12 protein-coding genes are annotated in these 13,030 nt (G+C 39.0%); 4 read left to right on the top strand and 8 right to left on the bottom strand.

Annotation, left to right across the window (positions count from 1 at the left end; translation table 11 throughout):
• Positions 1 to 84: 84 nt before the first annotated feature.
• The 3 genes from PZB74_RS17830 to PZB74_RS17820 form a co-directional block, all read right to left on the bottom strand.
• Positions 85 to 1,224, bottom strand: a complete 1,140-nt coding sequence (locus tag PZB74_RS17830; protein ID WP_302238521.1) for a tetratricopeptide repeat protein — start codon at positions 1,222 to 1,224, stop codon at positions 85 to 87.
• A 53-nt stretch (positions 1,225 to 1,277) separates the two neighbouring features.
• Positions 1,278 to 3,794, bottom strand: a complete 2,517-nt coding sequence (gene gyrA, locus PZB74_RS17825) for a DNA gyrase subunit A (RefSeq protein ID WP_302238520.1) — start codon at positions 3,792 to 3,794, stop codon at positions 1,278 to 1,280.
• Positions 3,795 to 3,963: 169 nt separating this feature from the next.
• Complete coding sequence (locus PZB74_RS17820; RefSeq protein ID WP_302238519.1) at positions 3,964 to 4,992, bottom strand: hypothetical protein; 1,029 nt, start codon at positions 4,990 to 4,992, stop codon at positions 3,964 to 3,966.
• Positions 4,993 to 5,164: 172 nt separating this feature from the next.
• On the opposite strand from PZB74_RS17820, the gene PZB74_RS17815 reads away from it, so the two are divergent.
• Positions 5,165 to 6,052, top strand: a complete 888-nt coding sequence (locus PZB74_RS17815) for a 3-hydroxybutyryl-CoA dehydrogenase (RefSeq protein ID WP_302238518.1) — start codon at positions 5,165 to 5,167, stop codon at positions 6,050 to 6,052.
• 17 nt (positions 6,053 to 6,069) lie between these two features.
• On the opposite strand, the gene PZB74_RS17810 is transcribed toward PZB74_RS17815, so the two are convergent.
• Both PZB74_RS17810 and PZB74_RS17805 read right to left on the bottom strand, forming a co-directional pair.
• Positions 6,070 to 6,672, bottom strand: coding sequence for a tetratricopeptide repeat protein (locus PZB74_RS17810; RefSeq protein WP_302238517.1), 603 nt, complete (start codon positions 6,670 to 6,672; stop codon positions 6,070 to 6,072).
• A 126-nt stretch (positions 6,673 to 6,798) separates the two neighbouring features.
• Positions 6,799 to 7,611, bottom strand: coding sequence for a 2,3,4,5-tetrahydropyridine-2,6-dicarboxylate N-succinyltransferase (locus PZB74_RS17805; RefSeq protein ID WP_302238516.1), 813 nt, complete (start codon positions 7,609 to 7,611; stop codon positions 6,799 to 6,801).
• Between the two features lie 23 nt (positions 7,612 to 7,634).
• On the opposite strand from PZB74_RS17805, the gene PZB74_RS17800 reads away from it, so the two are divergent.
• The gene (locus PZB74_RS17800; protein WP_302238515.1) at positions 7,635 to 8,780 is read left to right on the top strand and encodes a glycosyltransferase family protein; all 1,146 of its coding nucleotides are present in this window, start codon (positions 7,635 to 7,637) and stop codon (positions 8,778 to 8,780) included.
• A 149-nt stretch (positions 8,781 to 8,929) separates the two neighbouring features.
• Here PZB74_RS17800 and surE read toward each other — a convergent pair whose 3' ends face one another.
• From surE to ribB, 3 genes are all read right to left on the bottom strand, one after another.
• A complete protein-coding gene (gene surE, locus PZB74_RS17795) occupies positions 8,930 to 9,697 on the bottom strand; it encodes a 5'/3'-nucleotidase SurE (protein ID WP_302238514.1) in 768 nt (255 codons plus the stop codon).
• 9 nt (positions 9,698 to 9,706) lie between these two features.
• Complete coding sequence (locus tag PZB74_RS17790; RefSeq protein ID WP_302238513.1) at positions 9,707 to 10,330, bottom strand: hypothetical protein; 624 nt, start codon at positions 10,328 to 10,330, stop codon at positions 9,707 to 9,709.
• A gap of 62 nt (positions 10,331 to 10,392) precedes the next feature.
• Complete coding sequence (ribB, locus tag PZB74_RS17785; RefSeq protein ID WP_302238512.1) at positions 10,393 to 11,514, bottom strand: 3,4-dihydroxy-2-butanone-4-phosphate synthase; 1,122 nt, start codon at positions 11,512 to 11,514, stop codon at positions 10,393 to 10,395.
• A gap of 118 nt (positions 11,515 to 11,632) precedes the next feature.
• Between ribB and PZB74_RS17780 the strand changes: the two genes are divergently transcribed.
• Complete coding sequence (locus PZB74_RS17780) at positions 11,633 to 12,007, top strand: hypothetical protein (RefSeq protein ID WP_302238511.1); 375 nt, start codon at positions 11,633 to 11,635, stop codon at positions 12,005 to 12,007.
• Positions 11,995 to 12,972 carry an IS3 family transposase gene (locus PZB74_RS17775; protein ID WP_367281483.1) on the top strand — a complete coding sequence of 326 codons (978 nt, stop codon included), beginning with the start codon at positions 11,995 to 11,997 and terminating at the stop codon, positions 12,970 to 12,972. Before PZB74_RS17780 ends, PZB74_RS17775 begins: the two co-directional genes overlap by 13 nt.
• The last annotated feature ends 58 nt before the right edge of the window (positions 12,973 to 13,030 follow it).

Raw genomic sequence — 13,030 nt, 5'->3', positions numbered from 1 at the left:
AAGGCAGGAAGAATGCTAAGAGAAAGGGCACAAAAAAAGGAAGCCTATTGCTAAGCTTCCTTTTTATTAATATTAGTAATGGGCTTATTGGCCACTCATTTCAGACTCAAGCGCAGCTGCTTTGTCATCCATACCTAAACGAGTATACACTGTCTGTAGCGTAGACAATACTTTTTCGTCATCAGGTTTAATTTCTTTAGACTTCTCCAGGTAAGGAAGTGCTTTTTCAAAATAAACTTTAGCGCTTTCTTCTATTTCTTTACCACGCTTCTGATACTCTTTCAGATCCATGTTGTTAGCTTCCTGAAGGATTTCAGCAGCTTTGTTAAAGTAATAAGCTGCCAGGTTAAAGGTAGCATCAAAGTAGTTAGGATCAAGTTCAATAGCTTTTTTGTAGTTTTCTACAGCAGCATCTTCTTTTTCTAACTGCTCATACAAATAAGCTCTGTTGTAGTAAAGGATAGGGTTATCAGCTTCATTTTCAATAGCTTTAGAAAGCTTTTGCTCCGCTTCTTCATAGTTTTCTTCCTGTATTAAAACGTTAATTTCTCTGTTAAGGAAATCTGCGTTTTCAGGATAAGCTTCCTGAGCTTTTCTAAGGTATTCTACAGCTTTATCGTTGTCTTTTTTCTCTACAAGGTAGATGTAAATTAAGCTATTGTAGAAATCCTCACTTTTATAATCCAGTTCGTCTACCAGATAAGCATAATTTTCTGCAGCCACATCCATATTTCCTGCCTGCTGTGCAGAGATACCTCCATAAATATAAGCGGTAGTATCTTCAGGAATAGCCATTTTAGCTACATCAAAATTGCGAATGGCATTCTCAAAATCTTGTTGCTGATACTTTTCTGCTCCGGCATTTATATTTTTTGCCCAAACTTCCTGAATTTTCTGTTCAGCAAAAGTATAGTAAACAGAACCTTCTTTTTCCATGCCTTTTGCTTTACGGTAAGCATCTAGTGCAGTCTGATAAGGCTGATCTGCCTGAACAGAGTTGGTAGAATCTTCTGCTATTGCCTGATACACCTGACCGTAGATATACCAGGTTTTTCCATCGTCTTTAGTTTTTTCATCAGAAATAGCTGGGTCTATCAATGCTTTTGCCTCTGCCAGCTCTCCACTTTCAAGCGCAGATTCAGCCTTTCTAACGTTTTTGTTTTGACCGAAAGCAGTCGCAACTACGGCCAAACATAGCATAATACTTAAAGTGTACTTTTTCATAATTGTGCAGTATGGGTGACAACTTTTGTTACAAAGTTTATAAAAAATATAGATTATTGATTGTTTTCTTGTTCATTATTTTCCTGCTCACCGCTTTCATCATTGTCTTCTACAGCTTCTTCCGGCAGCTTGTCTACCTTAGCTACAGAAGTAATGATATCGTCCTGGTTCAGGCGGATTAGTTTTACTCCCTGAGTAGCCCGGCCCATCACACGAAGCTCAGACACAGCAAGGCGAATCATGATACCTGAGCGGTTAATCAGCATCAGGTCGTTTTCGTCTGTTACTTCTGCTATGGATACCAAAGCTCCTGTTTTAGAGGTAATATTCATGGTTTTAACACCTTTACCACCTCTTTTGGTGATACGATACTCCTCTAGCAGTGATCTTTTGCCGTAACCATTTTCAGAAACTACTAACAGATTTTTCTCTAAATCGTTCACACAAACCATTCCTATCACTTCATCCTTACTATCGTCCAGCGTAATTCCTCTTACTCCGGCGGCGGTACGTCCCATAGAACGAACTTCGCTTTCGTTAAATCGGATGGCTCTCCCAGACTTTACTGCCAGAATGACATCAGACTTACCATCTGTAAGGGCAACATTAAGCAGTCTGTCACCTTCATTGATGGTAATAGCATTTATTCCGTTGACTCTTGGTCTGGAGTAGGCTTCCAGGCTGGTTTTTTTGATGATACCATTTTTAGTACACATTACCAGGTAAGAGTTGTTGACATAATCAGCATCTTCTAGGCTCTGTACATTAATTACGGTACGTACTGAATCGTCAGGCGTGATATTGATAAGGTTTTGTATAGCTCTACCCTTAGCGGTTTTGCTACCTTCAGGAATGGCGTAAACCTTAATCCAGAAGACTTTACCCAACTCAGTAAAGATAAGAAGGTAGTTATGGGTATGCGCTATAAATAGATGTTCTGTAAAGTCACCATCTTTAGCAGATGCTCCTCTAGAGCCTACTCCACCTCTACCCTGAGTTCTATACTCGCTAAGGTTTGTTCTTTTGATATAACCATTATGAGAGATAGTAATTAACATCTCTTCATTAGGTATCATATCTTCTGTGCTTAGGTCTTCAGCACTATGAACAATTTCGGTACGACGTTCATCACCATATTTATCTTTAAGCTCATCCAGCTCGTCTTTGATGATTTGCATACGTAAGTCGCGCTCATCCAGCACTTTGCGTAGGTAAGCTACCTGCTCCTGTACTTCTTCGTATTCTTTCTGAATTTTGTCTCTTTCCAGCCCGGTAAGTCTTTGCAGACGCATATCCAGAATGGCACGAGCCTGAATTTCTGTCAACTCAAAAGACTCCATGAGTCGGGTACGGGCAGTCTCAGGATCCTGAGAAGAACGAATGATTTCAATTACCTTATCAATATTATCTAGAGCGATAAGGTAACCTTCCAGTAAGTGAAGCCTTTTTTCCGCTTCATTAAGTTCGTACTGTGTTCTTCTTACAACAACATTGTGTCGGTGGTCTACAAAATGACCAATGATCTGCTTCAGGTTCAGGGTCTGAGGGCGACCTTTTACCAAAGCCACATTGTTTACTCCAAAAGATGACTGAAGCTGGGTGTATTTATAGAGGTTATTAAGTACAACGTTTGGAACCGCGTCTTTTTTAAGATCATACACGATACGCATACCGTTACGGTCAGACTCATCACGAATATCTGAAATACCTTCAATACGCTTTTCGTTAACAAAGGCCGCGGTTTTCTCAATCATGGCAGCCTTATTGACCTGATAAGGTATTTCGGTTACGATAATTTGAGATTTACCGGTTTTAGTTTCTTCAATCTCTGCTTTGGCGCGCATAACGATACGGCCTCTACCTGTTTCAAAAGCATTTTTAACGCCATTGTAACCGTAGATAATACCCCCGGTAGGAAAGTCAGGAGCCTTCACGTGCTGCATCAGCTCCTCAATCGTAATATCCACATTGTCAATATACTCCTTAATCCCATCTACAACTTCGTTGAGGTTATGAGGAGCCATATTGGTAGCCATACCTACCGCAATACCAGAAGTACCATTTACTAAAATGTTCGGTACTTTAGAAGGTAAGCATTCCGGTTCTTTAAGGGAATCGTCAAAGTTGGGCTGGAAGTCAATGGTATCTTTATTGATATCTGCCAGTAGCTCTTCGGCTATTCTTCTAAGACGAGCCTCGGTATAACGCATAGCCGCAGGTGAGTCACCATCTACCGAGCCAAAGTTACCCTGTCCATCAACAAGCATATAGCGCATGGACCAGTGCTGGGCCATACGTACCATAGTGTCGTACACTGAGGAGTCACCATGAGGGTGGTACTTTCCTAACACTTCTCCAACGATTCTTGCGGACTTTTTGTATGATTTGGTGTGTGTAAGTCCTAAATCAAGCATTCCGTAAAGAACTCTACGGTGTACAGGCTTTAGCCCATCTCTTACATCTGGTAATGCTCTGGAGATAATCACTGACATTGAATAGTCAATGTACGCTCCTCTCATTTCATCCTCTATATTAATAGGGATGATGTTCTCATTAGCGCCTTCTGCCATAGTCTATAATCAAACTCTAATTTATTTTTACTGAAAGGTACCTTACTTATAAAAAGCAAAAAATCACCCTTTATGAAGGGCGCAATTTACCAAAAAAAAGTACAATACACATAGGTTTTGCGTCCTAATCAGACCGATTTAGGTGCTTAAAGCAATAAAAATTGCTGATTTATTTTTTCTTATTAAAAAACGGCAAACGAAGCTTTCTTTTTCGTTTGCTTTTCTGCAATTCTGGGTACAATTCTCCAATTTTGGGATCCTGTTTTTTCCAGAAAGGTTGACCTCTCACCAGCATTCTGTTACCCTTGGAATCCGACACATAATGTTTCATTTGTGTCTTGTCATTAGGGATTGGAGAGCGAGGCAAATCAGGATAATTAATACTTACGCCCAGGGTAAGCTGAAATGCATTATCATTTATTTTAAGGTCGGGTTGAGGCCCACCTTCCGGCAAACTTACCGTGTAGCTTTTAAATTCGTAGGAAGGCCGCAGGTATACCCTAAAGTATTCAGAATATACTTTTTCCAGGCTAACGCCTATGTTAAAGAAAGGGCTGCTTTCAATACTGGATTTATCAAAGCCACTACCCATATTTACTTTACCTGCACGTAGGTCAACCCCAAACGCCAGATCGTAGTACTCATAGGCACTATAGCCTAATAATACATAGTAGCGGTTCATGGTACTTCTTACCTTTCCGGGATCTTCGTATTCTGATAGAAAACCTTCAGGTTCAGGATGGTTAGCCTTATGAAAATCCAAAGCCACACCCCCTCCTATTCTTAAACGACTAAGATTAAAATAAAGGGCAAGATTAAGAGGAATAGAATAACCTTTACTCTTTAAGACACCATCTACAGAGTCGTAGCGTACAAGGCGGTCATCTTCCAGAATGGTTAAATTTTGTGCTGGAGTTACAGTAGAGAACCATTCACTATACCCTGAACTCACGCTCCCGGGAGAGGCATTGGCAGCATTGATTAAATAAGAGTTTTGCGCGTTTCTAAGATAAGCAAAAGATGTAAAATCATGCTTATAAAACGTGCGTGCGTAGCCTGAACTTAAATTAAGAGAAAACTTATTCAGAAATGCTCTGAAAGGATAAGGATGCCTTTCTTCAAAGCCAGGATTAAAACCCTGAGCAAATAAAGAGGTGCAGGCGAGGCTAAAAATTGCTACGAGTAAATAAGGCCGCATTTAGATAAGTTTTGTATTTTTCTTCAATTCACTCACAGAATGTGAATTTATAACACTTAATTTAATAACGAGCAAGATTCATTCTAATTATTAGAATTTGTAGAATAAGCACAAAAATACTTATAGATCTGGATTAAAGAAACAACATTAACACATTAACAATCAATTATTTATGAAGAACATTTGTGTAATAGGTGCTGGTACCATGGGAAACGGAATTGCTCATGTATTTGCACAATTTGACTATCAGGTAAAGCTATACGATCTAAACAATGATGTACTGGAACAGGCCCTAAAAACAGTTGAAAATAATTTAGAGCGACAGGTGAAGAAAGAAATCTTAAGTGAAGCTGATAAAGAAAAAGCGCTTTCAAACATCAGTGTATCATCTCAGCTTGAAGATTGCGTTAAAGACATTGATTTGGTAGTAGAAGCTGCTACGGAAAATTTTGAAGTAAAGCGAAAGATTTTTGAACAGTTAGATTCACTTTGTGCTCCGCAAACTATTCTGGCCAGTAATACCTCTTCTATTTCAATAACTAAAATAGCAGCCTGTACTCAAAGGCCGGAGCAGATCATAGGTATGCACTTTATGAACCCGGTTCCGGTTATGAAGCTCGTTGAAGTTATTAAAGGTTATGCTACATCGGAGCAGGTTACAAAAAGTATTATAGAACTTGCAGAAAGCATTCAAAAAGTACCCTTAGCTGTACAGGATTATCCGGGATTTATTTCCAATAGGGTTTTGATGCCCATGATCAATGAAGCCATTTATAGCCTTTATGAAGGTGTAGCCGGAGTTAATGAAATTGATAAAATAATGGAGCTGGGTATGGCCCACCCTATGGGGCCTTTAAAACTGGCAGACTTTATTGGTCTAGATGTTTGCCTTTCCATCCTTAAAGTATTGTATGAAGGGTTTGGTAATCCACGTTATGCACCCTGTCCATTGTTAGTAAATATGGTTGCTTCAGGTAATCTGGGTGTTAAAACTCAACAGGGGTTTTACGACTACCAAAAAAGTAGAAAAAATCCCCAGATAGCGGCACAATTTGCCTAAGCGGGGATTTTATATGTCTATTGGCAGTACTGCTCTATAGCAGCCTGAGCTTCGCTAATATTCAGAGCTTTAGCAGAACGAAAGTCCTGACAACCGGCTGATTTCTTGCCCTGGTAAACTTTTAAAGCACCACGGTAAAGATATGCTTCACCTAGCTGGTTGTTGGTGCTTATCGCATTATCATAAGCCTCCATTGCTTCTTTGGTTTGGCCAGCTTTATGAAAAGCACGAGCAGCTAAATACATGGCTTGGTCATCACTTTTGTTGATGCTGGCAGCTTTGTCAAAATAAAATGCCGCATCTTTATAGTTCTTCTGTCTAAAGTGATACTTACCTATACTCATCATCGCATTTACATTCTTAGGATCAATTTCCAACGTTTCTTCGTAGCTGGACAAAGACTTTTCAAACTGACCTAACTCCTCGTATGCTCTTCCTCTATTGTAAATAGACTCTATATGTGTAGGCTTATATTCTAAATATTGATTGTACTGCTCAATTGCTTTTTTATACTCTCCCTGCTCAAAATACTGGTCTGCCATTTTGTATTCATTGCCATCGCAGCCCATAAAAAATACTAAAATGATACTAAAACCTAGTATCCATTTTCCTTGCATCATAATATTGTCGTTTTTTTTACGAAACCGTAAAGTTAACACTTAGGTTGGTATTTAGGTTTGAAATACAGATTTTTTCAGTATATCGTACTGTTTTAACTGCATATCAGACAAAACCAATGCCAGCACCTAAACGGCAACATTATTTTCGCGAAGAGCGTCGTTTAGAGATGTTTTGAGGTCAGTACTTTCTTTTCTTTTTCCAATTATCAGCGCACAGGGCACCTGATATTCACCGGCTGGAAACTTTTTAGTATATGAACCTGGGATAACTACTGAACGAGAGGGCACTCTACCTTTGTATATTACTGGCTCATCTCCAGTAACATCTATAATTTTTGAGCTGGCAGTAAGGGTAACATTAGCCCCAAGCACTGCTTCCTTTTCAACGTGCACGCCTTCTACCAGTATACAACGAGATCCTATAAAAGCATTATCTTCTACAATAACGGGTTTGGCTTGTAGTGGTTCTAAAACCCCACCAATACCAACACCACCACTCAGATGTACATTTTTACCGATTTGTGCACAGCTTCCTACAGTGGCCCAGGTATCTACCATAGTTCCTTCATCTACGAAAGCACCTATGTTAACATATGAAGGCATCATTACTACACCTTTGCTTAAGTAAGCTCCATATCTGGCTACGGCGTGGGGTACCACTCTCACTCCTATTTTATCATAGCCAGTTTTTAGCTTCATCTTATCATGAAACTCAAATGGACCAAGCTCTAAGAGTTGCATTTTCTGGATAGGGAAATACAAAATTACGGCTTTTTTTATCCACTCATGAACTACCCACTCTCCATCTATATTTTCAGCTACGCGTTTAGTGCCGCTATCCAGCTCATCTATAATTGATTTAATTGCAATTTTTACATCTTTGTCTTTAAGCAACTGACGATTGTCCCATGCTTTTTCAATCAGATTCTTGAGTTCCATGCAGATTTATACTTGTTAATTATATGGGTGATAAAGTTAAAACTGTAATCGCTTCCATTCTTAAACCGATAGACGATACCAGAATGTACGAAAAGTTTGGGCTTACACTGCGCCAAACAAATAGATATGAAGTTAATATCATAGGTTTTACTTCAAAAAATCCCCCTCAAGATAACAAAATACGTTTTTACTCTATTTTTAATTTTAATAGTACCAGTACCAAAAGATGGCTAGCCTCTCTGACTTACTTTGTCTATCTGATGAGGATTAAGCCAAAACTAATCATTGTTACCACCTTTGAGCTTTTGCCCTTCACAATTTTTTATAAAATTATCCATTCCAATGTTCGCATAGTCTATGATATACAGGAGAACTATGCTCTTAACTTTTTATCAAATAGAAACAAAAGCTATCTGACCAAGATGGTTGGGTACATAATAAGAGGTATAGAACATCTATCACAAAGATATATTGACCTAAATATTTTAGCAGAACTTACGTATGCTAAAGAACTTAGTTTTTTAGATAAGCCTGTTGAGTTTATACTGAATAAGTATAAAGTTGTTGATTTACAACACATTACTCTGCCATCTACTCTCATAAACATAGCTGAAAAATCAGAGTTAGTATTTATACTAAACGGCACTATTAGCAAAAATTACGGTATATATGAGACTTTAGCATTTGCTAAAGAATTGAGTATGTGTATTCCCAAGCTTTTGCTAATTGTTGTTGGGCATGTTACAGAGGTAGATCTATATCAATACCTACGACAGTACGAACAGCAAAACTCTCATGTTTACTGCTATATAGACACTTCTCCAATTTCGCACTTAATACTACTAAAAGCAGTTGAATTAGCGGATTTTGGAATAATAGCCCATAGACTTGTGGACAGTATTAAAGATTGCTTCCCTACCAGAATATATGAGTATATGGCTTTTAGGAAACCTTTTATCCTACAGGATAATCCTCTCTGGACTACTTACTGCCAGGACTGGCAATGTTCCATACCAGTTGATTTTAGTAATTTTAATATTCAAGAAGTTTTAAGCGCTATAAAGAATACTAATTTTTACCCAAATGGATTCTCACAGCATATATATTGGAATTCCGAAGCAAAAAAACTAATTGAAGCTATTGATAGTACTAATGGCACAAAACACTGAAATACAGCAATTTAAAAAATATCACTAAACTCAAATACTAAAGTTAAAACGCACAATTAGTATACTATATAATTTAGCAATAGACCTTTTTAACTTCTAGCAAAAAAAAGCGTAGCTCAGCTACGCTCAAATCCATAATACAATAGAATTTATAAGTCCCATTCATTTAATGCACTGATAGCATGATGAGCCGTCAGATCATATTGACAGGGAACTACCGACACATAGTTATTTGCAATAGCCCATTCGTCATTATCCTCCCCTTTGTCAAAATTGACAAAATTGCCGGCCAGCCAGAAATATCTCCGACCATTAGGGTCAAACCGCTGATCAAACTCTTCTTGCCATTTGGCATGTGCCTGACGACAAACTTTAATACCTTTTAAATTGTCGTTTTGCTTCGGAGGAATGTTCACATTTAGGGCAATCCCTTTAGGCATACCCTTTTCTAACACTTGCTTAGCTATTTTTTGTACCGGCTCACACGTATGTGAAAAATCAGCATCAGCGGCGTAGTCACATAGTGAAAAGCCAATAGATGGCAAACCTTCTATAGCGCCTTCTACTGCAGCAGACATAGTGCCGGAATATAGCACGCTGATAGAAGTGTTACTTCCATGGTTGATGCCGCTGACTACCAGGTCGGGTCTACGATCTTTAAGCACATGAAACTTTGCCAGTTTAACACAATCAGCAGGAGTTCCTGAGCATTTGTATGCTTTTACACCTTCAAATATGTCAGTTTCCGTTAATCTTAAAGTGTTTCCAATGGTGATAGCATGCCCCATACCAGACTGGGGACTGTCCGGAGCTACTACGATTACTTCACCAAGTTTCTTCATTTCGTTTACCAGCACTTTAATACCCTGAGAGGTGATGCCATCATCATTAGAAACCAGGATTAGAGGTTTACTCATTTAAATCGCTTATGAATTAAGTAAAGAATTGTAATATGCAGTAATACGTACCAGATCGCGATGACGATCGTATTTAAGACGATTTTCTTTTACGTATTTCTCAAGGCTGTCTTTATCCTGAGAAAGAATATTATAGAGATCGTCTTTTTTTTGTGAGTATGGTATAATTTCTCCTTCCTGATTAAGGAAGTAATAATCAAAAGCCAGGCGATACCTGGTAGCATAACGATTACCATAATAGCTGTAGTAACCGTATTGGGGTACCGTTTCCTGTACCACAGACTCACGTGAGAGTAGTGTCATGGTATTTTCATAAAGTACTTCAAACAGCATAGGCACTCTATAATTAGGCCGTACATTAAAGGGTAATGCATAGAACTGCCTGTAACGCTCCACTTCTTCATCATAAATTTCAAAGAAAAGTATTTTACGAGCACTATAAGTTTGAATAGTATTGTTCAGGTTGATTTGAACCAGATCCGCCTCAAAATTATATTTAATTTTACCCCCTAGTTCTTCCCCTGACATCAACGTCAGTTTACCTTCGTGCCATACTTCAGAAGGAAAGTACTGAGCCTCTGCCTGAAAAACTATACCAAGAAAAAATGCTAATATGGAAATGTAGTGTTTCATATTTCGTCCTAATTCTTTCGATCTAATATATTAACACAAAAGACGAAAGAAAAGTATATCGCTTAGTCTTCTATGGGCACGTTATCCACGATTTTTAAGCCATAGCCCGGTAGCCCAATGCGCTTTTTGGGGTGATTTGTTAGTAGCAACAAGTTTTTCGCGTTCAGATGTCTTAAAATCTGCGCGCCTACACCAAAATCACGCTCATCCATTTTACCATCTTTTCTTTCTTCTGTCTGCGTGTATGATCTAAGTTTATTTAAGAAACTAACACCCATGCTCTCCTGATTCATGTATAGCAGTATCCCCTTACCGGCCTGATTAATTTTATCCAGTACTTTGGGTATGGTACTGTGTTTTGAGTCTGCACCAAAAATGTCTTCAAACACATTCGCAGAATGAACACGTACAAGTACAGCTTCATCTTCATTCCACTCCCCTTTTACTAAAGCTAGATGCATATCATCTGTATTCATCTGCTTAAACACATGTAAGTCAAACTCTCCATGAGAAGTATGAACCGCACTTACCAGTTCTTCATGAATGAGACTTTCGTTATGCAGACGATACTCGATGAGGTCTTTGATGGAAACCAACTTTAAGTTGAAGCGGTCTGCGACCTTTCTGAGATCCGGTAAACGAGCCATGGTACCATCCTCATTCATAATTTCTACCAGTACACCAGCGGCATTAAGACCGGCTAGCCTTGGAAAATCTACTGCTGCTTCCGTATGACCGGTACGTCTGAGTACTCCCCCCTTTTTAGCTTTTAAAGGAAAGATATGTCCGGGCTTACCCAGCTGTTCTGGCTTAGTGTTAGGATTTGATAGCGCTAGTATAGTTTTAGCACGATCTGCTGCAGAAATTCCGGTAGATGTATCTTCACTGATCAGGTCAACCGATACAGTGAAAGGAGTATCAAAATAAGAAGTATTTTTACCAACCATCAATTCAAGCCCTAGCTCTTCGCAGCGATCTTCGGTTAGAGAGGCACAGATAAGTCCCCTACCATGCGTAGCCATAAAATTGATAATTTCAGGAGTGACATGTTCGGCAGCACAAATAAAGTCACCTTCATTTTCGCGACCTTCATCATCTACAACTATAATTATTTCTCCATTTTTGATGCTTTCAATAGCATCTTCAATTCTGTCCAGCATGTTCTCTAAAATTTTGTGCAACATATTATTTTTTCTTAAAAGAAAGAAATTTTTATTTAACATAATATTATTTATATAACATATACTCACGTCCTAAAAAGTGTCCACAGGGGTTGTAAGAAACACTTAAAATCAACCCCTTATGAAAAACTCCAAAAAGAAACATTATCGCTCTTGTTTTAGACGAATCGTCGCTCAAGAGGTCATCATCAACTTATTGACCGAACAGGAGGCTGCCCACAAGTATCACGTTTCCCGTATCTTTGTAAGGCGGTGGATCCGCTGGTATAAGCAAAACTATGTCGAACCCTATATTCTTCCTACCATGAAATCTAAAAAGGATGCTTCTGAACAGGACCGTATCAAACAGCTTGAAAAAAAGCTGAAGGATACTCAAAAAGCCCTGCGTGAAGCTGAACTCAAAAATGAGTTGTTGGATACGATGATTAATATTGCTGAAGATGAATATAGGATTCCAGTGCGAAAAAAGCCCGGTTCTCAGCCATCACCAAAGTAAACCGACGAGCACCTTTTGCTTCTATTAGTTTACTCTGCCGCCTGGCTGGGATTACGCGTTCTGCTTATTATAAAGCAGCTCAACGGCAAAAACACGATTGTGCTAGAGATCATCTGGTTTTAAGGGAAGTAAGCCGGATTCGGAAAGATATGCCCAACATAGGTGTTCGAAAACTCTACTACCTACTTACTCCTTTCTTTAGCCAGCATCACATTAATATGGGCCGTGATAAACTGTTTAGCCTATTGCGTACTCACAGTATGCTTGCAGTAAAGAGAAAGCGGAAAGCTTTTACTACTGAATCTCACCACTATTTATTTAAGTATCCAAATTTAGCTGCGGATATCCAACCTAAACAGCCTCATCAACTCTGGGTTTCGGATATGACTTATCTGAGAACCGGTAGTAGGTTTAATTATCTCAGTTTGATTACAGATGCATACTCCCGCAAAATCATAGGTTGGTCTTTGCAACCTACGATGCACGCCATCGGACCCTTAGACGCTCTGAAAATGGCCTTGAAGCAGCTACCTGATTCTACTACCCATTCGTTAACTCACCACTCGGATCGGGGATTACAATATTGTTGTCATGCCTATACGCGGCTTCTAAAGAGAAACAAAATTACTATCTCCATGACGCATGGCTCCTACGAAAATGGGCTAGCCGAGCGGGTGAATGGTATCCTCAAAGATGAATTGGTAAGGGGAAACTATCTTTCTTTTTCAGCCGCTCTCAAACACGTAGCTAAGAGCATTCAGATATATAATCATCAACGGCCGCACCTCAGTCTGGATTATCTAACTCCACAGCAGGCTCACAAGAGAAGTGGGCCATTGAAGAAGCATTGGCAAAAATACAACCGAACTCACCCCGCTGTGAGCCAAAAACGTTATCTTGAAAAAATCTTATTCCCCGTAGACCTTAAACTTTACCAATCTTACTGCCAACCTGCGGACACCTAGCCGGACAAGACCAAACTGAATTAATAACTTACTGCCTTTAAAGTGTCTTTAAGAATTG

Origin of the sequence: Porifericola rhodea (assembly GCF_030506305.1) — a bacterium.
Taxonomy (GTDB): Bacteria; Bacteroidota; Bacteroidia; order Cytophagales; family Cyclobacteriaceae; genus Catalinimonas; species Catalinimonas rhodea.
This window is presented reverse-complemented; position numbering and strand designations above follow the sequence as displayed.